Source organism: Streptomyces sp. NPDC007164 (genome assembly GCF_040634135.1).
Lineage (GTDB): Bacteria > Actinomycetota > Actinomycetes > Streptomycetales > Streptomycetaceae > Streptomyces > Streptomyces sanglieri.
Genome location: NZ_JBEYFB010000013.1, coordinates 30,992 through 54,069 on the forward strand (window position 1 = coordinate 30,992; position 23,078 = coordinate 54,069).

Consider the following 23,078-nt stretch of genomic DNA (forward strand, 5'->3'; position numbering starts at 1 on the left):
TCAAGTACTCGTGCAAGCGGTTTCCAAGAGCACATGCGCCTTGAAAGCATCTGTGGAACGCCGGGGGGCGTGTGTGTTTTTAGGGCCCAGGGGGGCGTGAGTGACGGGTTTCGTCTTTCTCCGGGTTCGGGCCCACCGGCTCCTGCTCTCCGCGGCGGTGCTCGCCGTTCTGCTGACCACCTCGGTGCTGGCCGCGCTGACCGCCTTCTCCGGTTCGGTCGGTGACGCGGCGCTCCGCAACGCCCTCACTCACCGTTCGGCGGCCGACGCCTCCCTCGTGATGTCCTCGCAGGTGGCGCCCGCGCGGCGGGAGGCGGCCGACGCGATCGCCCGGAAGACGGCCCGCGAGACCTTCGGCGGGCTGCCGGTGACCGTCCGGACGATGGAGACATCGGGGGCGTACGCGCTGCCGCGCGATCCGCGGGCCGGGGGCGGCGAGCCCGATCTCACCCACTTCGCCTCGCTCGACCGCAGCCGCGTCCGGATCGCCGCGGGCAGGATGCCGGCGGCGGGCGGCGGAAAGCCGGGCGGGCCCGTCCAGGTGGCGCTGCCGCGGACCGCCGCCGAGGCGCTGAAGCTGAAGCCCGGTGCCCGGCTCACCGTCACCGACCGGCTGACCGACAAGCCGCTGCGGATCCTGGTCACGGGCGTGTACGAGGTGTCGGACCCGGCCGATCCGTACTGGCAGCTGGACGAGCTCGGCGGGCGCGGCATCCGCAAGGTCGCCTTCACCACCTACGGTCCGCTGCTCACCGACCCTGCCGCGACCGGATCCGGACGGCTCAGTTCCGGGACGGTGTCCTGGCTGGCGTCGGCCGACTTCCGTACGGTCACCACCGGCCGCATCGACGCGCTGCACGACTCCGCCTCCGCCGCTCCGAAGGCTCTGCTGACCGCCCCCGCGTTCAAGAGCGGTGCCACCGCGCGGACTTCGCTCCCCCAGGTGCTGGAGCAGATCGACCGGGCGCTGCTGGTCTCCCGCTCCACGATGATGATCGTGGCCGTCCAGCTGGTGCTGCTCGCGGGGTACGCGCTGCTGCTGGTGGCCCGGCTGCTGAGCAGCGAGCGCGACGGGGAGACCCGGCTGCTGCGGGCCCGGGGCGGCTCGCGCGGCCGCATCACGGCGCTCGCCGCGATCGAGGCGCTGCTGCTGGCGCTGCCCGCCGCGCTGATCGCCCCGCTGCTCGCCGGGCCGCTGACCCGGCTGCTCGCGACGCGCGGCGCACTGTCCCGGATCGGGCTGCGGGTCGACGGCGGCGCCACCGCCACCGTCTGGCTGGTCGCCGTCGTCACCGCGCTCTGCTGCGCGCTGGCCGTCGTGGCGCCCGCGCTGGCGGCGGGTGCCGCGGAGCGTCGGGCGGGCCGGGCCGCGGCGCTGCCGGGCCCGCTCCGGGCGGGTGCCGACCTCGGCCTGCTGGTGATCGCCGCGGTGGCGTACTGGCAGCTCGACCGGCGGGCCACCGGGGTCGGCGGCGGGGTGCTGAGCGGGGACCGGCAGGGGCGGCTCGGCGTCGATCCGCTGCTGGTCGCGGCGCCCGCGCTGCTGCTGCTCGCCGGCACCGTGCTGACGCTGCGGCTGCTGCCGCCCGCGGCCCGGCTCGCGGAGCGCAGCGCGGCGGGCGGCCGGGGGCTGATCGCGGCCCTGTCCGGCTGGCAGTTCAGCCGGCGCCCGCTGCGCAACGCCGGGCCCGTGCTGCTGCTGGTCCTCACGGTGGCGATGGGCATGCTGGCCATCGGGCAGCGCGCTTCCTGGGACCGTTCGCAGGGCGACCAGGCGGACTTCAGGGCCGGGGCGTCGCTGCGCGTGATCACCGGCGTCGAGGACGATCCGGTGAAGGCGGGCGGGTACGCGCGGCTGCCGGGCGTACGGGACGCGGCGCCCGCGTTCCGTACCACCACCGAACTCTCGGACAACCGGACCGCCTCGGTCCTCGTCCTGGACACCGCTCACGCCACCGAGCGGATGCTGATCCGCGACGATCTCGGCGACCGGACGCAGGAACGGCTGTTCGACCCGCTCGACCGGCCGCGCGCCGCACGGGCCGGGCTGGTGCTGCCGAAGCAGAGTGAGCGGCTCCGGTTCGACGTACGGATCACCTCGGCCGACGCGCACGGCCGGCCGGGCGAAGCGCCGGTCCTGGCCGTGCTGCTGGAGGACCGCTACGGCCTGCCCTACCGGGTGCCGGCCGGAACCGTACCCGCCGACGGCAAGGTGCACCCGGTCGCCCTCGCGGTGTCGGCCGCGGGCGACCTGGCCGTGACCGGCTTCGAGCTGAACGGCAACCGGCCGGCCGGCCCGAGCGAATCGCACCACTTCGACGTCGGCGCCCTGCGGACCGTGACGGCCGACGGCGCCGAGCGGCCGGTCCCGGTCCCCGAGGGCTTCCGCTGGAACGCCGAACTGACCGGCTCCGGAAACGGTGCCGAGACACAGGCCGGCGATCCGGTGGACGCGACGGCCTCCGCGAAGAGCCCGCTGGCCTTCTCGTACGACACCGGCTCCGCCCCCGACGTCTGGGACTGGACGCCCGCCTACTCCGTACGGGCCGCCGTGCCCCGCCCGAAGGCACCGATGCCGAAGGCGATCGCCACCGACGCGTATCTGAAGGCCGCCGGGGCCAAGAAGGGGCAGCACGTCGATGTCACGCTGGCCGGCGAGACGGTCCGGGTGGAGATCGTGGACGCGGTGCGCCGGCTGCCGACCACCGGCGCGGGATCGAACGGCTCCGCCGGGGACGACCAGGACCGCGACGGCGGGGCCCTGCTGCTCGACTTCAGGGCCGTCGGCCAGGTCTTCGCACAGCGTCCGGGCGCCGTGCTCGCCGCCAACGAATGGTGGCTGAGCACTGCCCCCGGACAGGCCGCGAAGGCCGCCGCCACGCTGCGGGCGCAGCCGGACACCGATCCGGCGCAGGTCCTGGTGCGGGACGAGATCGCACAGGAACTTGTCGGCGATCCGCTGGGCGCCGGGCCGCAGTCCGCGCTGCCCGCGGTCGCGGTGGTCGCCGCGGCCCTGGCGGCGGTCGGCTTCGCGGTGAGTGCCGTCGGCGCGCAGCGGGAGCGGGCCGCCGAGTTCGCCGTCCTGCGTGCGCTGGGCACCCCGCGCCGCAGGCTGACCAGGATGATCGCCGCCGAACAGGGCGTGCTGATCGCGATCGCGCTGCTGGTCGGAGCCGTGCTCGGGGCGGCGCTGAACCGCGCCGTCGTACCGCTCGTCGTACTGACCGGGCAGGCCACCGCGCCGGTGCCCGGGGTGCTGGTGCAACTGCCGGCCGGGCAGATCGCGGCACTGCTGGCGGGCGTCGCCGCGCTGCCGCTGGTGATCGTCGTGTCCCTCGCTCTGCGCGGTGCCGACCCCGCGGCCTCGCTGCGTGTCCAGGGGGACAACTGACATGACTCCGCGTTCCGTTCGAGACCGCCGCACCCCCGCCGGTGCGCCCTGGGTCCGTACCCGGCTGCGCACCGCACCCGGCACGGCCTGGGCGCTGGGGCTGCTGGTGCTGCTGACGTCGTTCCTCGCGGCCCTCTTCCCGCGCGCGGTGGAGCGCCAGGGAACCGACGGGCTGCACCACGACATCACCGCCGCCAGCCCCGGGCACAGCGTCCTGGAGCTGATCAGCCCGCAGCCCAGCCTTCAACTGCTCCCGGCCGAGCGCGAGGCGGCGGTGCGCGACGCGGCGCTGAAGGCCATCCACGAGAGCACGCGCGCCGCGCTGCCCGCCAAGGTGCGGCCAGGTGCCGCCGACTCCGCGTACGGCTTCCGCACCAGCCGGCCGATGCCCGCGCAGGAAACCTGGCTGCCCCGGCCCGAGGGGCTCGACCCGCAGCTGAGCTACGCCACCCTGTCGGGCCTCCCCCGCCACGCCACACTGCGCTCCGGTGCCTGGCCCACCGTGCGCGGCACGGTCACCGAGGACACCGACGCGGTGGAGGGCGCGGTCACCGAGGAGACCGCGAAGGCGCTGGGGGTCGAGCCCGGCGCGACGATCTCCGTACCGACCCGGGCCGGGGAGCATCTGACCGTACGGATCACCGGCGTCGTCGCCCCCAGGGAGCCCCGGAGCACCTACTGGTCGGCCGAGACACTGTTCCGGACCCCGGCCCTGGTGCCCGAGCCGAACTCGACCCCGCCTCGCCTGACCCCGCCTCGCTACTACTGGACCGCGGCCGTGCTGCTGCCGCCCGACGCCGCGCCCGCCCTGCTCGGCTCGACCGGAGAGCCGGAGATGTTCTGGCGGTTCGCGCCAGAGGTCTCCGGTCTGACCGCCGACGATGTGCCGGGGCTGCGCTCGGCGCTCGCCTCGCTGGAGAGCGGTCCGGGGCTGGTGCGGCTGCGGGCGATGGCCGGTGACAACGCGTCCTTCCGGACCGAACTGGACCAGATCCTCGCCGGGTACGACACGCTGCGCACGGCGATCGAGCCGGTCGTCGTGGTGGCCGCCGTGGGCGTCGGGGCCGTCGCCGCCGTGGTGCTGCTGATGACGGCCGGGCTGATCGGCGGGCGGCGCCGGGAGGAACTGGCACTGCTGCGGGCGCGCGGCGGTTCGCTGGCCGGGCTGGGCGGGCGGCTGCTCGCTGAGACGGCGGTGGTCGCGGTGCCCGCGGCGGCGCTGGGGCTGCTGGCCGCGCTGCCGTTCTTCGGACCGGCCCGGCTGTGGCCCTCGGTGGCCGGGCCGGCCGTCGTCGCCGCGCTGATCTGCGCCGCGGTGCCGGTAGGAGCGGTGCTGCCGCATCGCCGACCGCGGCTGCCCGGGGCCCGCGACGACCTGATGGACGCCCGCCCGTCCCGGCTGCGTACGGTCGCCGAGCTCACCGTGCTGGTGCTGGCGGTGGGGGCGGTGGCCGGGCTGCGGCGGCGCGGCACGGCGGACGGTGGCGGCGATCTGCTGGTCAGCGCGGCCCCGGTTCTCGTCGGGCTGATCGCGGCGCTGGTCCTGGTGCGGCTGCTGCCGTGGCCGCTGCGACTGGCCTCGCGGGCCGTCGCCCGGCGGCGCGGGGCGGTCGGCTTCCTGTCGCTGGCCCGTGCCGGGCGGAGTTCGGCGGCCGGCGCGCTGCCGCTGCTCGCGCTGCTGCTGGCGCTGACCACGGCGGCGTTCGGCGGTTCGGTCCTGGCCGGGGTCGCGGACGCGCGGGACCGGGCGGCGATGCTCGCGGTCGGCGCGGACGCCCGGATCAGCGGGCTGCTCGACACGGCGCCGCTCCCGGCCCGCCTGGTCCGGGAGGTCCGGGCGACGGACGGCGTCCGGCAGGTGGCCGCGGTGCAGGTGATGTCCGGAGTACCGATGCCGCCCGGCGCGGACGGCACCGGCAGCATGAAGAACATGGTCGTGCTGGGCGTCGACCCCGACGCGTACTCCGGGCTGGCCCGTACGGCGGACCTGGGGACATTCCCGGCCGACCGGCTGCGGGCGGACAAGGGCGAGGCCGGGAACGTGGTCGTGCCGGTGATCGTGTCACGGTCCGTCGCCGCGGAGCTGGGCGACGGACCGCGCGACCTGTCCACCCCGGCCGGGGACCTCAGGGTGCGGGTGGCCGGGATCGTGCCACGTACCGCTGCCGTCCCCGACCACGAGTTCCTGCTCGTCGACGCCGCGGCGCTCACCCGGCAGCGGACCACCACCCTGCTGGTGGCCGGTGACCCGGACCCGAAGGCGCTGCGGGCCGCGGCCCGGCAGGTGAGCAAGGGCATCTCCGTGCGGCTGCGCGCCGAGGAGCGAGCGGCGTTCGTCGACACCCCGATGCAGCAGGGGGCGCGCAAGATCTACGTGGCGGCGGTCGCAGCCGGGGCGGGCTACGCCCTGATGGCCGTCCTGCTGTCGCTGCTGCGCACCGCACCGGAGCGCACCGCCCTGCTGGCCCGGCTGCGGACCATGGGTCTCACCTCCCGGCAGGGCAGGCGGCTGCTGGGACTGGAATCGCTGCCGCAGGCGCTGCCCGCGGCCCTCGGCGGGGTGCTGGTCGGCTGGGCGACGATCACCCTGCTTGCCCCGGGCGTCGACCTCGTGGGGCTGGCGCTCTTCAACGGGCCGGGCGCCACCGCGCCGGACACCGCCCGGCTGCGGCCCGACCCGTGGTCGCTGACGCTCCCGGCACTCGGCGTGGCCGTTCTCACCGTCGGGGCGGTCGCCGCCCAGGCCTGGTGGGCGAGCCGCCGCGGATCGATCACCGAACTCAGGGCAGGAGACCCCCGATGACGTCGCAGTCGGCCGACACCACACTCGCCGAGCTCGAACAGCGCGCCACCGCGCGCCGCGACCGGCCCTCGTACGGGCACGACGCACTGATCGCCTGCGACCGGCTGGTCCGCATCTTCTCCGCGGACGGGGTGGAGGTGCAGGCCCTCCAGGGCCTGGATCTCCTGGTCACCGAGGGCGAGTTGATGGCCCTGGTCGGCGCGTCGGGCAGCGGCAAGTCGACCCTGATGAACATCCTGGCGGGCCTCGACGTGCCGACGGCCGGGTCGGCGAAGGTCGCGGGCTGCGATCTGCTGTCGATGGGGCCGAAGGAACGGCTGCGCTACCGGCGGGACGTCGTCGGGTTCGTCTGGCAGCAGACCGCCCGCAATCTGCTCCCGTACCTCACCGCCGTCCAGAACGTCACCCTGCCGATGCAGCTGCGCGGCCGGGGCCGGGTCCGGGGGGCCGAACGGGCCGCCCGCGCCGAGTCGCTGCTCAAGATCCTGGAGGTCGAGGACTGCCGCGACCGGCGCCCCCAGCAGCTCTCCGGCGGCCAGCAGCAGCGGGTGGCGATCGCGGTCGCGCTCGCCAACAACCCGTCGGTACTGCTCGCCGACGAACCGACCGGTGAGCTCGACTCGGCCACCGGTGAGCAGGTCTTCGCGGCGTTCCGCCGTGCCAACGAGGAGCTGGGCACCACGATCGTAATCGTCACCCACGACCAGACGGTGGCCTCCGAGGTCCGCCGCACGGTCGCCATCCGGGACGGCCGTACGTCCTCCGAGGTGCTGCGCCGCACCGAGGTCGACGCCACGACGGGCCTGGAGTCCCAGGTGGCCCGCGAGTACGCGATGCTCGACCGGGCAGGCCGGCTCCAGCTGCCCGCCGACTACACGGAGACGCTCGGGATGGAGCACCGGGTGATGCTGGAACTGGAGCACGACCACATCGGGGTCTGGCCGGACGACGACGCCAAGTCGTAACGGTTCCGGTGGTGCTGGCCCCAGGTCGCTTCGGCCGGGTGGCCCGATGTTCCCGCACCGCGTACGCGCCTAGCGTCGTGCGGGAGTCATCCACCTGATCCGAGGAGCACGATGCGCGTCGCCTCACTGGTCACCGCCGGCCTGGGCCTGACCTGTTTACTCGCGGGCAGCGTGCCCGCGTCGGCCACCCCCGTCACCCCCGCCCCGCCCACTCACCAGCGGCTCGTCTGGGGCCCCTGCTCACCGGAGCAGCGGGAGCTGAACGAGGCGGGTGCGCAGTGCACGGAGGTGACCGTCCCGCTCGACTACTCCGACCCCGACGGCCGGACGGTCAGGATCGCCGTCTCCCGCATCAGGGCCACCGCGAAGCCCGGACAGCGGCGCGGCATCCTGCTGTCGAACCCGGGTGGCCCGGGCGGCCCGGGGCTCGCCAACACCCTTTATCTGCGCCCCGCGTTGAAGGACGTCGCGGGCCGCTACGACCTGATCGGCTTCGATCCCCGCTTCCTCGGCGAGTCCACCCCCGTCGCCTGCGACCCCGCCGCCCCGGCACCCACGCCCGGCCCGGCCACGACCCGCCGCGAGGATTTCGAGCAGTCGGTACGGTCCGCCCGGGACACCGCACGCCGCTGCCAGGAGCACGGCGACAACGCCCGGCTCCTCCCGCACGCCACGTCCCGGAACGTCGCCCGCGACATGGACGCGATCCGCGCGGCGCTGGGTGAACGCCGGCTGTCGTACTACGGCGTCTCGTACGGCGCCGATCTGGGCGCCGTCTACACCCAGATGTTCCCCCGCCGCGCCGACCGCGTCGTCATCGACTCCTCGACCGACCCGACGGCCACCCAGTACGAGCTCTTCCAGCGGGCGGGCAGGCCGCTCGAAGAGGCCCTGGACGCCTGGGCCGGATGGGCCGCACAGCAGGACGGCACCTACCGGCTCGGCACCACGCCCGCCCAAGTGCGGTCGAGCGTCCAACGGCTGCTCGACGGGGCCGAGCGGCGCCCGGTGACCGTCTCCGGCGTCCGGCTCGACGCGCCGCTGCTGCGGCTGGTGCTGAGGCAGCTGATCCAGCACGAGGAGTACGACCCGGCGCTCGCCGGAACGGTGCGCGACCTGGCCGACGCCGCGGCGGGCAGGCCGGTCGAGCCCGGCCCGGAGCTCGCCGCCATGCTCGAACTGCTCGCCTCGCCCGAGCTGGCGGACAGCATGCTGGGCGGGGCCCTGTTCATGTGCGGCGACCGCGGCTGGCCGGCCGGCGGCTGGCCGAAGAACCCGGAGACGTACTGGAAGAACATGGAGCGCAGCCGCACCGCCCAGCCCGTCTTCGGCCCGCTCGTCAACGGCATGATGGCCCCGTGCGCGTTCTGGAGGAGCACATCCGGTGAACCCGCCACGGTGATCGGCAACGACGTACCCGTGCTGATGCTCCAGGCCCGGCGCGACAACAACGTCCCCTACGAAGGGGCACTGGCGCTGCACCGCCGGCTGACCGGTTCACGGCTGGTGACGGCCGACATCCGCTCGCACGGGGTGTACGGACGCGGCCTCGACGGCCTCACCCCGGTCCCCTGCGCCGACGAGGCCGTCAACGACTATCTGCGCGACGGCACCCTGCCCGGCACCGACCTGACCTGCCCGCGCACCGGGGAGGACCGGTGATCAGCAGACGTACGGGCCTGGCGGCCACGGCGGCGGCCCTGCTCACCGGAACGTCCGGCCCCGCGGCGGCGGCCGCGCCCCGCCACCGTTCCGCGCTCGGCGACCGCCTCCAGGAAGATGTGGACGCGATCGTGGCCACCGGAGCCACCGGCGTACTGGCCGAGGTCCAGAGCGCCCGCGGCCGGACCACGGCCCGCGCCGGCTCCGCCGTCCCCCGGGACGCCTACTACCGGATCGGCAGCGACACCAAGACGTTCACGGCCACGCTCGCCCTCCAACTGGCGGGCGAGGGACGGCTCGCGCTCACGGACACCGTCGAGCGGTGGCTGCCCGGCACCGTGCGCGGAAACGGCAACGACGGCCGCAGGATCACGGTCGCCGACCTGCTGCGCCAGACCAGCGGGCTCAACGACTACCTCGCCGTCTCACCGGACTCGGCCGACGCGTTCACCCCGGACGGCTACCGCCGCTCGCGGTTCCGCATCACCACCCCCGAGGACCAGCTGAAGGCGGCGCTGAGCCGGCCGCCCCTGTGGGTCCCGGACACGGAACGCCCCGACCCGGACCGGCGCTGGGGCTACTCCAACACCAACTACGTGGTGGCGGGCCTGATCATCGAGCGGGTGACCGGCAACTCCTGGGCGCAGGAGCTCCACGACCGGATCATCGAACCCCTGGGCCTGCGCCACACGTTCACCCCGGGAACCTCGCCGTACGTGCCCCGGCCCACGGCCACCGCGTACACCTGGTTCCCCGGCCGCACCCGGCCCACCGACACGACGCTGGCCTCCGGTGGCGGGGCGGACGGCTCCGTCATCAGCACCACCCACGACCACGGTGTCTTCCTGCGCGCCCTGATGAGCGGCCGGCTGCTGCGCCCGGCCCAGCTGGCCGCGATGAAGGAGACGGTCGTGGCCGAGGACTGGATCGCGGCACCGGGAGTCCGTTACGGACTGGGCATCGCCTGGCGCCCGGTGACCGGGAACGACGGCGGGATCTGGTTCCACGGCGGAACCCATCTCGGGATCGTCTCCGAGAGCGGGGTGACGCCGGACGGTGCGCGGGCCGCGACCAGCGCCACGTTCACCCTGCGGATGGGCGACCCGGCCCAGGACGCCCAGGACGCGGCCGCGCGACGTCTGGTGGACAGGGCCCTGACCGGTCGGGCCGGGGCGATCCGTCCGGGACGGGGCAGGTCATCGGGCCGGTCGCTCAGCCCGCGCCCACCGACAGGTTGAGCGTGCCGAGCCCGCTGCCCGGACCGCGCAGGGCGATGGAGCCGAACGGGGTGCGCAGCCGCAGCCAGGACCCGGCCGCGAGCAGGGCGACGGGGAAGTCCGGTGCCGGGCGGAGGAATCCCAGCGACTGGGCGGCGTGCACGGCGCGCAGCGGAAGCCCGGTACCGGCGACCGTGCGCGACCAGATCTCGCGGCCGATCAGGTCCCGCTCCGCCCGGGTGCGGCGCTCCTCGGGCAGCGCCTCGTCGCGGGAGCGGAACTCCGCCACCGCGGCGGTGACCGCCGCACGCAGGGAGACCGGGTCGGGCAGGCCGGGCTGTTCCCGCCAGCCGCCGCGCGGCGGGAGGACGCCCGTCCACGGCGGTCCGGTGACGGGTGCCGGGATCGCACCGGCCTCGGTGGACTCCCCGAGGGATTCGAGGAGTTCACCGGCGGACACGGTGACGTCGAAGCCGTCGTCCGGTCCGGCCAGCCGCGCCGTCCGGATCGCCAGGACCTCGAACGACGGCGGCCTGCCGAACACGGCCAGCGCGCCGCCGCCCGCCTGCATCCGCACCGCGGCGGCCCGGTCGTAGTGGAGCAGCCGGCCGAGGAAGGCCGCGAGATCCGCGGCCTCCCTCGTGTCGGCGAACTCCAGCGACCGTACGGGCACCGTCATACTGCGGCGGGCTCCTCGGCCAGGTACTGCTGGAGGAAGAGCTTCTCCTCGGCGGAGATCCGCCGGGGCCGCTCCTCGGCCAGGTCGTACGGCACGACGACGGTCGAGGCCCGGACGTACACCTGGTCCGGGTCCTTGATCTCGTACGCGATCGTCAGCGACGCGGCACCGATCTTCGTGACCCACGACTCGACGGTCACCGGCTCGTGCCGGTGGACCAGCGGCCGTACGTAGTCGATCTCGTGCCGGGCCACGACGGAGCCGCCCGCGAAGGACGGCGAACCGTCCCCCGGCGCCAGCCGGAACATGAAGTCGATGCGCGCCTCCTCCAGGTAGCGGAGGAAGACCACGTTGTTCACATGGCCGAAGGCGTCCATGTCCGACCAGCGCAGCGGGCAGTTGTAGATGTGACGAGCCAAGACGATCAGCCTCGCGTGAGCTTCTTGTACGTGGCACGGTGCGGACGGGCCGCGTCCGCGCCGAGCCGCTCGACCTTGTTCTTCTCGTACGACTCGAAGTTGCCCTCGAACCAGTACCACTTGGACTCGCCCTCGTAGGCGAGGATGTGCGTGGCGACCCGGTCCAGGAACCAGCGGTCGTGGGAGATGACCACGGCCGCACCCGGGAATTCGAGCAGCGCGTTCTCCAGCGAGGAGAGCGTCTCCACGTCGAGGTCGTTGGTGGGCTCGTCGAGGAGCAGCAGGTTGCCGCCCTCCTTGAGCGTCAGCGCCAGGTTGAGGCGGTTGCGCTCACCACCGGAGAGGACGCCGGCCGGCTTCTGCTGGTCCGGGCCCTTGAAGCCGAACGCGGAGACGTACGCCCGCGAGGGCATCTCGACCTGGCCGACGTTGATGTAGTCCAGCTCGTCCGAGACGACGGCCCAGAGGGTCTTCTTCGGGTCGATGTTGGCGCGGGACTGGTCGACGTAGGAGATCTTGACCGTGTCACCGATCTTGACCGAGCCGCTGTCGGGGGTCTCCAGGCCCTGGATCATCTTGAACAGCGTGGTCTTGCCCGCGCCGTTCGGACCGATGACGCCGACGATGCCGTTGCGCGGCAGCGTGAACGACAGGTCGTCGATGAGGACCTTGTCGCCGAAGGCCTTCGAGAGGTTCTCGACCTCGACGACGATGGAACCGAGCCGCGGGCCCGGCGGGATCTGGATCTCCTCGAAGTCCAGCTTCCGCATCTTGTCCGCCTCGGCCGCCATCTCCTCGTAACGGGCGAGACGGGCCTTGGACTTGGTCTGCCGGCCCTTGGCGTTGGAGCGGACCCACTCCAGCTCTTCCTTGAGCCGCTTGGCGCGCTTCTCGTCCTTGCGGCCCTCGACCTTGAGGCGGGTGGCCTTCTTGTCGAGGTACGTGGAGTAGTTGCCCTCGTACGGCAGGGCGCGGCCGCGGTCGAGCTCCAGGATCCACTCGGCGACGTTGTTCAGGAAGTACCGGTCGTGCGTGACGGCGACGACGGCGCCGGGGTACTTCGAGAGGTGCTGCTCCAGCCAGTTCACCGACTCGGCGTCGAGGTGGTTGGTGGGCTCGTCGAGGAGCAGCAGGTCGGGGGCCTCGATCAGCAGCTTGCAGAGCGCGACGCGGCGCTTCTCGCCACCGGAGAGGTTGACGACCGGCCAGTCGCCGGGCGGGCAGCCCAGCGCGTCCATGGCCTGCTCCAGCTGGGCGTCCAGGTCCCACGCGTTGGCGTGGTCCAGGTCCTCCTGGAGCTTGCCCATCTCGTCCATGAGCGCGTCGGAGTAGTCGGTCGCCATGAGCTCGGCGACCTCGTTGAAGCGCTTGAGCTTGCCCATGACCTCGGCGGCCCCGTCCTGGACGTTCTCCAGAACGGTCTTGGTCTCGTCGAGGTGCGGCTCCTGCATGAGGATGCCGACGCTGAAGCCGGGCGAGATGAACGCGTCACCGTTGGAGGGCTGCTCCAGGCCCGCCATGATCTTCAGCACCGTGGACTTACCGGCGCCGTTGGGGCCCACCACACCGATCTTCGCCCCGGGCAGGAAGTTCAGGTTGACGTCGTCAAGGATCACCTTGTCGCCGTGCGCCTTGCGCGTCTTGCGCATGGTGTAGATGTACTCAGCCAAGAGAAACCGTCCGGCTATCGATGTGTGGGCAGATACACCCCATCTTGCCTGACGTCCATCCCAGGATGGAAACCCGTATCACCGGGAACCCGTGACCTGCCCCTTCGCCGCCCCCGCCGGCAGCCGATCGGTCCCCGCGGGTAGCCGGCCGGTCACCGGTCGTCGCCGCCGATCACCGACGGACCACCGGCGACCGGGGCCGGGGTGTGGCCGCCGGGGCCGGCGGCCACACCCGTTCCTCACTGCCCGTAGGCGACCAGCAGGTGGGTGGCCGGGACCACCACGAGTCCGCCGCCCGCGCCGAGGCCGGTCAGGGGCTCGGACACGTTCTGCTCGTCGGGCTCGTTGATCGGCGCGCCGACGTCGGTGGACCACACGGACTGGCCGGTGGCGCCGTTGAGCGCCCACAGCCGGCCGGACTGAGAGCCGACGTAGACGTAGCCGTTGACGACTATCGGCGCCGTGCTGATCCGGCCGTCGCCCTCGAACTTCCAGCGGGTGTCCAGGGTGCGGCTGTGCCGTTCCTGGAGGACACCCTCGTCGACGAAGTAGCCCTGACGGCCGTCGAAGGCCGGGGCGGGCGACCGGCCGGAGGCCTGGTAGGTGCCGCGGACCTGCCCGTCGGTGGTGTTGAGGACCGAGGGGGTCATCCCGGCGGCGTCGCGGACCCAGACACCGCCGTCGGCGAGAACGGGGGTGCGGCCCCCGCCGCCGGAGCAGTCCGTCCGGTGGTGCCAGATCGGGTTGCCCGACTTGGGGTCGAAGGCGTACGTCTGCTCGCAGGCGTAGGAGACGTAGACCCCGTTGGCCGTGACGGCGGGCGAGCTGTTGTCCCCGTTCGCGACGGGTTGGGTCCAGAGCACGGAGCCGTCGGCCGCGTCCACCGCGTACAGGGTGCCGCCCGAGCCGGCGCCGCCCGTGTACACCACGCCGTTGGCGAAGGTGGGCGGGGAGGTGAAGGAGTACTGCGGGGTCAGTGTGGTGGTCCAGATCTTCGCCCCGGTGGCCGGGTCGAACGCGGTCAGTACGCCGTCGTGGTTCTGGGCGTAGAGCCGACCGCCCCCGTAGGCGAGCGCGGACCACCAGTAGGTGCCACCGAGGTCGACGGGCTCCCAGGCGTTCTCGCCCGTGGCCGCGTCGATGGCGTGGAGGACGGTGCCGTACCCGTCCGGCGAGGCGGCGGTGGCGAAGACGCGCCCGCCGGCCACGATGGGGTAGGAGACGTTCCCGCCCAGGTCGCGGGACCATTTCTGGCTGAGCGGCGGCGCACCCACGGCGGTGTCGACGAGGCTGCCGTCGTGCCGTGCGTTGATCTGGTAGGTGGTTGTGGCGCCGGTCTGCGCCGACTGCGCGTCGACCGGTGTCACGAACGCGACGACCGACAGGGCCGCACTGCACACGACGGCCATGGTTCTTCGAAGGTTCACTCGGACATCCCCCATCATCCGGCATCGCCGTGGCGATGCGCACAGGGCGGACCGACCACCGGATCCGGTGGCCCGCTTCGGGCCCAATGATCCCCTGCGGATGCCTCAACCGCCTTTTGTTTTTTGGCAGTTGAACCTCCCTGCGGCATGCGACGGCCCCGGTACGCGTCTGCGTGCCGGGGCCGTCATCGGGTGGACGTGATCGTCCGCCCGTCGTTCGTCACTCCGCCGTCCGTGTGCGGGGAGGTGGTGCGGGGTTACTGCGCGGCGGGCTGGGCCTTGCGCTTGCGGAGGAGGAAGACCGCGCCGCCGCCGACCACGACGAGGGCGATCGCGACGCCCGCGATGACCGGGGTGGCGCTGGAGCCACCGGTCTCGGCGAGGTCGCCCGAGCCGCCGGAGGTGCTGCCGCCGGAGGTGGCCGGGGCCGGCTTGTCGCCGCCGGTCTGGGTCTCGGTGCCGCCGGTGGTGCTGCCGCTGGTCTTGCAGTCCAGGACGCCCTTGAACGTCTTGGTGAAGCCGCCCGGGCCGGTGATCGTGAAGTCGTACGCCTGGTCCTCGGCGACCGGGACGGTGACCGTCTCGGACTTACCGGCCTCGATGGTGTGCTTCACACCGGCCAGCTCGAAGGTGAAGGCCTCGTCGCCCGTGTTGGCGGCGGTGACGTCCACGCCGCCCTTGGCGCAGTTCTTCTTGGCCGTGACGGCCGGGATGGCGCCCTTCTTGGCCCAGGTGCCGGTGGCGGTCGCGGAGACCGTGGTCTCGCTGGAGCCGGCCAGGATCATGGTCTGGCTCTTGGTGACACCGGCGAACGCCCGGCCGACCGGCACCGAGGTGGTGGCCTGGACCGTCAGCGAGGCGGAGCCGTCGGCGGCGCCGTCGGGCACGTCGAAGTAGAGCTCGGCGCCGTTGGCGGCGGCGGTGACGGGCTTGCCGGCCTTGTCGGTGACCTTGACGCCGCTGGCGGCGTCGGCGGGCGGGGTGACGGAGACCTGGCCGGCGTTGGTGCGGACGGTGACCGGGCCGAGCCGCTCACCGGACTTGCCGGAGACCGCGGCCGGGTCCAGCGCGAGGGACGCCTTGGGCTCGGCCTGGTCGACGGCGCTGTGCTCCAGCCAGTCGGCCAGCTTCTCGGCCTGACCGTCGGTGGCCTCGACGTTCACGTTGTCCGAGTAGCGCCAGATGGCGACCTGGGTGCCCGCCGCCGCGGTCTTCTCGGTGAGCGGGCCGGTGCCGGCCTCCTTGGCGAGCGCCGCGAGGTCGTCGACCTGCGGGTAGGAGTGCTCCAGGATCCAGCGGATCTTGCCCGCGTTCTTGTTGGCGCCGAGCGAGGTCTGGTTCCAGGGGGTCTCCAGGTACTTCGCCTGGTCCTGGGTGGGGTTGTGGATGTCGATGCAGTACGTCTTGAGCTGGCCGCCGCCGTCGACGGTCATCTCGAAGAGGCCGGCGGGCAGCTGCTGGTCCCGGCCGTCGGTGTGCAGCACGGCACGGTCGAAGGTCTTCAACCCGTCCAGCACCGCGGCCGCGCCGCCCTGGTGCTGCGGCGCCTCGTCGGCGACCGCGCTGCCCGCGCCGACGAGGGCGCCTGCCATGACCAGACCGGATGCCACCACCGATGCGGCCAGCCGGGCTATGCCGCGCCGCCGTGGAGAATTGGCCGTCGTCACCGAGGACGACGAAGCGGTCGCTGAAGAAGCAGAAAACACAGAATTCCCCTCCGGGCGGGACCCTCCGCGCCTGATGCGCGTGTGGGGATTGCCCCGCCAGTCGACTCAAGTGCCCCGTGAGTACTGGGGAATCCTAAGGACGAAGCGATGAACAGTCCCCCGTCATACCGTCGTACAACCATTCCGAATCGGAATCGTTATCGCCGGTATCACTCGCGTTCGCCTGCCCGGCCCGCTTCCGGGTCTCCCCCGGGCCGCCCCGGCCGCCCTGCGCGTCACCAAGGCGCTCCCCAACTCGCTCCCGTCATTCGTTCCCGGCTCTCGTTCTCGGCGCTCGTTCTCGGCGTTCACTCCCGGTCCTCACGGCGCCGATACGAGCTCCTGTCCGGCCTTCTGACGGCCTGTCGAGCGCCTGGTCCCGGAACCATCCGGTTTCCCTGAATCGCCCGGATCACGCAGGACATCCGGACCGTCCGGACCGTTTGGACCGGTGCCCCCTTCCGGTCGGGCCGGTGCGCCCGGCCTCTCCGCCCGGCCCACCCGGGCCGTCAGCGCGGGTTCCCCCCTCATCACCCGCCGGAACGCCGCCGTACCCCGTGTCAGATCGTGGCCCACCGCGACCGCCTCGATGTCCACGAACGTCCTGTGCTGTCCCTCCCGTTCCTCCTCGCGCACCTTCAGCCGGCCGTGCACGACCAGTGGTTCACCGACGGAAACGGAACCGGACAGATTCAATGCCAGGGTCCGCCAGGCCCACACCGTGTAAAAGCTGGTGTGCCCGTCCGTCCAGAGCTGTTTCTCGCGGTCCCAGCGGCGCGGCGTCACCGCGAACCGGAATCGCGCCATTCCACCGGTCGCGGTCTCCCGGAACTCCACACCCGTAGCCGCGTTGCCCACCAATGTCACCAAGGTGTCGTTCATGACTCCGCCTTCCCTTCGGCCTTCGGAACAGCGATCGCGTCCGCGCGGTCACTGATCCCAGGTTGAAGGGAAGGCGGAAATCCTGCCGGGGCCTGTGGACTACCCGCCGGTTGTGGAAATCTCCGTCACCGCCGCGTACCTCTCGCGCACCTCGCGGTACCGCACGAGCTCCGCGGCCACCGGATCGAGTACCCGGGCCCGCCCGCAGGCCGCCGCCGCCTCGCGCAACTGCCGATCGGCCTCCTGCCCGTACCGTCGCGCCGGCCCACGCGCCGCCGCCGCGCACGACCACTCCACGAGGGGCCCGCCCACGACCCCGGTCAGCATCACCAGGGCGGGCGTGAGGTAGCCCGGTTCGAGCACGCCGACGATCTGCCCGACCAGCCAGAGCCCGCCGAAGATCTGCAGCAGCGTCATCGCGGCCTGCGCCAGCACCGCGGCGGGCCACCACTTCGGCCGCGGCGGCTTCCCGCCCACCCGGCCACTGTGCGCCACCCCGGAGGCCCCGGCCACGCCCGTCGCCACCACGGCCGGACCGCCCGACGCGTGCTCCGCACCGGCCCGTTCCACCAGCGCGTCCAGCGCCTCCGGCAGCCCGTCCGCGCCGTGCACCGCCGCCTCGCGGACCGCCTGGGCCCAGGGGCCCGGCAGCCCGTCGGCGGCCTCGTCCGCCACCGTCCGTACCGCCTGCTCGACGCGCTGCCGGGCGGTGAGCTCCTCCTCCGGGGGCTCGGGCTGCACCGGGCGTTCCAGGCTTCCGGGCCGCCGGGCCGACTCGTACCAGCGCCACAGCCGCAGCCACGGCGTGCCGCACGCCCGTCCGGCGTTCCTGCGCCACTCGCGCTCGGCCGCCTGGCCCGCCGCGGCCGCCCCGACAGCCTCCGCCAGCCGGTCGGCGAACTCCTCGCGGGTCTGTTCGCCGAGGCCGGGCCGCCCCTCGGCCACGTACACCGGGCGGAGCCTGGCCGCGGCGGCGTCCACGTCCGCGGAGAGCCGGCGCGCCGCCGCGGTGCGCTCCTGGACGAACCGGCCGAGCACCTCGCGCAGTTCGCCGACACCCTCGCCGGTGAGCGCGGACAGGGACATGACGGTGGCGCCCGGTTCGCCGTGTTCGCCGAGTGCCATGCCGTCCTCGTCGAGCAGCCGGCGCAGATCGTCGAGGACCAGGTCGGCGGCGTCACCGGGCAGCCGGTCGATCTGGTTGAGGACGACGAAGGTGATCTCGGCGTGCCCGGCGAGCGGCCGCAGATAGCGCTCATGCAGGGCCGCGTCCGCGTACTTCTCCGGGTCGACGACCCAGATCACGGCGTCGACCAGCGCCAGGACCCGGTCGACCTGTTCCCGGTGTTCGGTCGCCGCCGAGTCGTGGTCGGGCAGGTCGACGAGTACGAGCCCCTGGAGGGCCTCGTCGGTGTCCGCGCCGCCCTGCTGCGGCCTGCGCCTGAGCCGTCCCGGAATGGCGAGCCGGTCGAGCAGTCCGGCGGCCCCGTCGGTCCAGGAGCAGGCGATGGGGGCGGCGGTGGTCGGTCTGCGCAGTCCGGTTTCGGAGATCTGGGCGCCCGCGAGGGTGTTGAAGAGCATCGACTTGCCGCTGCCGGTGGCCCCGGCGATGGCGACGACGGTGTGCCGGGAGGACAGCCGCTGCCGGGCCGCCGCCTCGTCGAGTACCCGTCCCGCCTCGGCGAGGGTGTCCCCGTCGAGCCGGGCCCGGGACAGTCCGAGCAGTTCACGCAGTGCGTCGAGCCGCGGCCGGAGGGGGCCGCCGGAGGGTACGTAGGCCTCGACCTGGGGCGGCCGTACGTCGTCGTCCCGGGCGGTCTCGGGCTCGGGATCCACCGCCTTGGCCACCGCCCGCCGGGCGATGAGCCCGTCGTTCCAGTCCCGGCCCGGCTCCGGCACCCGGCCCGGCTCCGGCACCCGGCCGGTCTCCGGCACCGGGACCGCCCCGTCCGCGTCCTGGTCCTCGTGGGAAGCGGGACTCCCGGCCGGGCCGGTCCCCTCGTCAGTGACGGCAGTCATCGCTGCCACCTCTCCTTCTGAAGTACGGACAGCGCGGCGATCAGTTCGGCCTGCGGCTCCGGGGCCACGTCGAGCGCGTCGAGCGGTGCGAGCCGCCGGTCGCGCTCACCGTTCAGCACCCGGTCCAGGCATTCGGTGAGCAGTACCCCGCCCTTGTCGCACAGCCGCAGCGCGCCCTGGGCGCCGATCCGTTCGGCGAGCTGCTCCCCGGCGCCGCGGGTGCGGCGGCCGCCGAGCAGTGCGGCGGCCAGCAGCGCCGCCACGGTCTCGGCGTCGGGCGCGGCATTGCGTTCCGGACCGCGCACCTCCTCCTCGGCCAGCTCCTCCAGGACCCGCCACCACCGCCGTACGGCCATGGCGATCCGGCCCCGGATGTCCTCGGCGGGCCCCCATCCCCCGGCTTCCCGGCCGACGTCCTCGAAGCCGAACTCCCGGGCCGCGGGTTCGCGCTGCCAGGTCGTGCGGATCTGTTCGTCGGCGGCGGCGACGGCGCACTGCAGAAGTGCGGCGAGGCTTTCGACCAGCGCTTCGAGGAGTTCCCCCGAGGTGCTGTACTGCGGGTAGCCGCGCCACCTGGTCCGGGCGTCCCCGGCGAGCACGCCGCCGTTGCGGAGCCTGCGCCGGACCCGGGCGCCCTCCGCCCGGTACGCCTCCTCGACCACACCGGTCAGGCGCACGGCCGCCGCGTACTGCGCCGCGACGGCCCCGGCCAGCTCGGGCATCCGTACGTCCAGCGAGTCGATGACCCCGGCCGCCGTACGTCCGGCCGCCTGCTGACGGGCCGCCGGGTCCTGGGCGCGGTGGCTGAGCCAGGCCCGCAGCGGGGCGACGGCGGTGGTGGGCAGCAGCCCGCTGCCGCCACCGGCCGATTCGGGCAGTTCGGGAATGGTGAAGCGCGGCACCTCGCCGAGCCCGGCCCGCGTGAGCAGCGCCCCGTACTGCTGCGACACCTCGGCGATCACCTGGTGCGGCACCCGGTCGAGGACGGTGACGAGCGAGGCGTCGTACTGCTTGGCGGTACGCAGCAGATGCCAGGGCACCGCGTCCGCGTACCGGGAGGCCGTGGTCACCATCACCCATACGTCCGCGGCGCAGATCAGCTCGGCGGCCAGCCTCCGGTTGCGCACCACGAGCGAGTCGATGTCGGGCGCGTCGAGCAGCGCGAGCCCGCGCGGCAGCCCCGGCGAGGTCTCGACCCGCAGCGAGATCCCGTCCTCCTCGTCTCCGCCGAGTCCGTCGAGCCCGTCGAGGCCGTCGCACCGGCCGGGCCCCCCGGACTCCTCCGGCGGAAGCCAGACCCGGGTCAGCCGCGGCAGTACGCGCGCCCCCGCGAACCAGTGGTGATCGTCCGGATGGCAGACGAGCACGGGTGTCCGGGTGGTCGGCCGCAGCACCCCGGCCTCGCTGACCGGCCGCCCCACCAGCGAATTGACCAGCGTCGACTTCCCCGCCCCGGTCGACCCGCCGATGACCACGAGCAGCGGCGCTTCGGGATCCCTGAGCCGGGGAAGCAGATAGTCGTCGAGCTGGGCGAGCAGCTCGCTCCGGGTCTGCCGGGCGCGCTCGGCCCCCGGCAGCGGGAGTGGAAGACGCACGGCAGCGACACGGTCGCGCAGGGCGGAAAGTGCGTCGATGAGCTGAGGCCGTACGTCCAAGGTCACCACATGCGAAGAATGCCCAATTTTGGCGCCTTTTTGAAGCGTATAGCCACCTCTGCGCGCCGGTTCTCTCCCAGGGATGAAGTCGGGACAGAGGGGATGAGTGGGGCGCAGGCATAACGAGTGCACAACACCCGGGGCGCGAGGCGTCAAAAGCGGTGCACGAATCCCACCCACCTGCGATTATCGGTTCGCTTCACCGAACCTCCACATCGTGCCACGCAGGTGAAGCAACCAGGACGAGGCGATCGGAGCCCTATCCTTGTCCGGGCAGGTCACCGACCGGCCCGGCCCCAGGGCACCAGGCCGCCGAGGCCAACACCCGGCCCCCGTAGCTCAGTGGATAGAGCAGGCGCCTTCTAAGCGCTTGGCCGCAGGTTCGAGTCCTGCCGGGGGCACACAACACGCACGGCTATGAGGCCCTCCGACCAGGAGGGCCTTTCTTTCTCGGCCCTCTCGGCCCCCTCGGGCCTTCTCGGGATTTCTCGATCCCCTCGGGCTTGCTCGGTTCGGGGCACGCTAGCGAGCGCGGCGCAGTGGTGACGTAAGTCCGGGCTCTTCCCCCCGAGCAGGGCAGGCACGCAGGAAGACGGGCCGGGCAGACCCGCCCGGCCGGTACGGCCTGCATCCGCCGCCGAGTGATCCTCACGCGCTCGTGTGCCGTCGCGGCGCACGAGCACCCCGGAAATCCTCACCGTCGACGGCTGCCTCAGGGCGGTGCCCCAGCACGGCCAGGTGTCCGCCGTGTCCCCAGGTCGGGCTGTCCGCCTCCGGAACGTCTCGTCGGCCGAACGGCGTTCCGTACCCCCGGCCCGAGCCCGGCACCCAGCAGCGGGGACTCCGGGGTCAACACCGGGCGGACCCACGCCTCCCGGGGCGGTTCCGTGAGGGACGACGGCGTGCGGCCGGCTCCGCGCGGCCGTCCGGTTCCGCCCCGCGGAGTGCTGCGGAGTGCTGCGGAGTGCCGCGGGACGGGCGCACACGCCCCGTCCCGCAGCGCTCCGCGTCGTTCGGGTGCCGCTTCCGCGGCGCGGTCAGCGGTTGAAGGACGAGCCGAGTTCGGCGGACTTCGCCACCGTGCCCAGGGTGCCGTGGCCGAAGGTGAACGAGCCCTTTGCCGTCGGGCCGGCCGCCGTGGTCGGGAAGATCCACAGGGAGCCGGCGTCGGTGTTCTCGCCGGGGGCGCCGACGGCCAGTTCGCTGCGGCCGTCACGGTTGGCGTCGACCAGCTTGGCGGCGCCGCCGAACCGGTCCTTCGCCTCGGCCGCTCCGGGCACGTCCGCCGTGTCCTGGTTGAAGCCGAAGGTGCCGGTCCCGGTCGGGCCGGACGCGGTGCCGGGGAGAACCAGGACGGAGCCCGCGTCCTTCGTCGTGCCGAGGTCCTCGTCGGGGACGCCGACGGCGATGTCGCCGTAGCCGTCGCCGTTCACGTCGCCGATCGACACCGAGGCCCCGAAGCCGTCGCCGGCCTCGGCGGCGCCCGGGACCCCGGCGCTGTCCTGGTTGAAGACCTTGGCGCGGTCGCCCCGCGGGCCGTTCGCGCCGCCCGGTACGTAGGTGATCATGCCGCCCTTGGCGAGCGGGAGGTCCGTGTCGCTGTCGTAGCCGTCGACCGGCCGGCCCACGACGAGGTCGGCGTACTTGTCGCCGTTGATGTGTCCGGCCGTGATGGTCTCGCCGGCCTGGAGGCGGTAGCCATTGGCCGCGTTGACGACGGTGTAGTCCTCGGCGAGGCCGGTGGCGCCGCCGTCACGGACGAGGATGCGGCGGGCGTCGTACTCGTCGCCGTCGTGGACGACACCGGCCAGGTCGTCGCGGCCGTCGCCGTCGAAGTCGCCCGCGGTGACGTCCATGTAGCGCAGGTCGTCCATGTCGCGGATCTCCCGGGCGGGGGCCGCGGTGCTGCCGTCGCGCTTGAACGGGCCCGACAGGACATAGGTGTTGTGCATACCGACGGTGGCGATGTCCATGGCGCCGTCGCCGTCGAAGTCACCGGCCGCGGTCAGGGCGCCGACCTCGTCGTACAGTTCGTCGCCGTTCAGGAGGGTCGCGCCGCCGGACAGGCCCTGCGCGCCGCCCCAGATCACGGTGAGCGTACCGGCGGACCCGGCCGTGCCGATCTTCTCGTTGCCCGCGCCGACCACGAGGTCGCTGTATCCGTCCTTGTCGAGGTCGGCGGAGACCATCGAGCCGCCGAACCCGTCGCCGGCCTCGGCGGAGTCAGGTATGCCGGGCGAGTTCTGGGTGAAGACCTGCTTGGTGGAGGTCTGCGGCCCGTTCTTGGAGCCGTACACCACGGCCACGTATCCGGCCTTGGTCCTGCCGTCGACCGTGGCACCCGGCGCGGTGAACGCGAGGTCCGGATAGCCGTCCCCGTTGAAGTCGTCACGGCGCGGGGTCGGTGCGGGCACCGCCCCGTTCGCGGACGCCGACACCGAGGTCGGGGCTCGGTCGGGCGTCGCTGCCTGGGCGGTGGGGAAGGTGATCACGGCGGTCGCCACGGTGATGGCGAGTACCACGGTGGTTCCTAGGGCGCGGGATGCCACGTGGACTCCTTCGGTCGGGTGCGGGAAGTTCGCT

At 73.3% G+C, this 23,078-nt stretch carries 14 protein-coding genes and 1 tRNA gene; 6 read left to right on the top strand and 9 right to left on the bottom strand.

The features are described from left to right. Positions 1-100 precede the first annotated feature (100 nt). The 5 genes from ABZ622_RS18505 to ABZ622_RS18525 all read left to right on the top strand — a co-directional run bounded on the left by ABZ622_RS18505 (position 101) and on the right by ABZ622_RS18525 (position 10,059). A complete protein-coding gene (locus tag ABZ622_RS18505) occupies positions 101-3,391 on the top strand; it encodes an ABC transporter permease (protein WP_360544332.1) in 3,291 nt (1,096 codons plus the stop codon). A 1-nt stretch (position 3,392) separates the two neighbouring features. Continuing rightward, a complete protein-coding gene (locus ABZ622_RS18510; RefSeq protein WP_360544334.1) occupies positions 3,393-6,194 on the top strand; it encodes an FtsX-like permease family protein in 2,802 nt (933 codons plus the stop codon). Continuing rightward, positions 6,191-7,159: an ABC transporter ATP-binding protein gene (locus ABZ622_RS18515; protein ID WP_360544336.1), complete on the top strand. Its 969-nt coding sequence runs from the start codon at positions 6,191-6,193 to the stop codon at positions 7,157-7,159. Before ABZ622_RS18510 ends, ABZ622_RS18515 begins: the two co-directional genes overlap by 4 nt. A 111-nt stretch (positions 7,160-7,270) precedes the next feature. Further along, positions 7,271-8,821: an alpha/beta hydrolase gene (locus ABZ622_RS18520; RefSeq protein ID WP_360544338.1), complete on the top strand. Its 1,551-nt coding sequence runs from the start codon at positions 7,271-7,273 to the stop codon at positions 8,819-8,821. After that, positions 8,818-10,059 (top strand): serine hydrolase domain-containing protein, encoded by a 1,242-nt coding sequence (locus tag ABZ622_RS18525; protein WP_360544340.1) that lies wholly within the window; start codon positions 8,818-8,820, stop codon positions 10,057-10,059. The genes ABZ622_RS18520 and ABZ622_RS18525 overlap by 4 nt, the downstream gene beginning before the upstream one ends. Here ABZ622_RS18525 and ABZ622_RS18530 read toward each other — a convergent pair. The 8 genes from ABZ622_RS18530 to ABZ622_RS18565 all read right to left on the bottom strand — a co-directional run bounded on the left by ABZ622_RS18530 (position 10,034) and on the right by ABZ622_RS18565 (position 20,495). After that, a complete protein-coding gene (locus ABZ622_RS18530; RefSeq protein WP_360544342.1) occupies positions 10,034-10,717 on the bottom strand; it encodes a hypothetical protein in 684 nt (227 codons plus the stop codon). The two genes, ABZ622_RS18525 and ABZ622_RS18530, sit on opposite strands and share 26 nt — an antisense overlap. Then, entirely contained in the window at positions 10,714-11,136 is a 423-nt protein-coding gene (locus ABZ622_RS18535) for a thioesterase family protein (RefSeq protein ID WP_266915789.1), read from the bottom strand. The genes ABZ622_RS18530 and ABZ622_RS18535 overlap by 4 nt, the downstream gene beginning before the upstream one ends. Before the next feature lie 5 nt (positions 11,137-11,141). Beyond that, positions 11,142-12,806, bottom strand: a complete 1,665-nt coding sequence (gene ettA, locus ABZ622_RS18540) for an energy-dependent translational throttle protein EttA (RefSeq protein ID WP_360544344.1) — start codon at positions 12,804-12,806, stop codon at positions 11,142-11,144. Between the two features lie 239 nt (positions 12,807-13,045). After that, complete coding sequence (locus ABZ622_RS18545) at positions 13,046-14,233, bottom strand: PQQ-binding-like beta-propeller repeat protein (RefSeq protein ID WP_360544346.1); 1,188 nt, start codon at positions 14,231-14,233, stop codon at positions 13,046-13,048. 257 nt (positions 14,234-14,490) lie between these two features. Next, positions 14,491-15,939 (bottom strand): LAETG motif-containing sortase-dependent surface protein, encoded by a 1,449-nt coding sequence (locus ABZ622_RS18550; protein ID WP_360544348.1) that lies wholly within the window; start codon positions 15,937-15,939, stop codon positions 14,491-14,493. Between the two features lie 321 nt (positions 15,940-16,260). Next, on the bottom strand, positions 16,261-16,821 hold the full coding sequence (locus ABZ622_RS18555; protein WP_360544350.1) for a single-stranded DNA-binding protein: 561 nt from the start codon (positions 16,819-16,821) through the stop codon (positions 16,261-16,263). Between the two features lie 99 nt (positions 16,822-16,920). Continuing rightward, entirely contained in the window at positions 16,921-18,840 is a 1,920-nt protein-coding gene (locus tag ABZ622_RS18560; RefSeq protein ID WP_360544352.1) for a YfjP family GTPase, read from the bottom strand. Beyond that, entirely contained in the window at positions 18,837-20,495 is a 1,659-nt protein-coding gene (locus ABZ622_RS18565; protein ID WP_360544590.1) for an ATP-binding protein, read from the bottom strand. Before ABZ622_RS18565 ends, ABZ622_RS18560 begins: the two co-directional genes overlap by 4 nt. Positions 20,496-20,823: 328 nt before the next feature. On the opposite strand from ABZ622_RS18565, the gene ABZ622_RS18570 reads away from it, so the two are divergent. Next, positions 20,824-20,896: transfer RNA gene (locus ABZ622_RS18570), tRNA-Arg, on the top strand. A 636-nt stretch (positions 20,897-21,532) separates the two neighbouring features. On the opposite strand, the gene ABZ622_RS18575 is transcribed toward ABZ622_RS18570, so the two are convergent. Then, on the bottom strand, positions 21,533-23,044 hold the full coding sequence (locus ABZ622_RS18575; protein WP_360544354.1) for an FG-GAP and VCBS repeat-containing protein: 1,512 nt from the start codon (positions 23,042-23,044) through the stop codon (positions 21,533-21,535). Between the last annotated feature and the right edge of the window lie 34 nt (positions 23,045-23,078).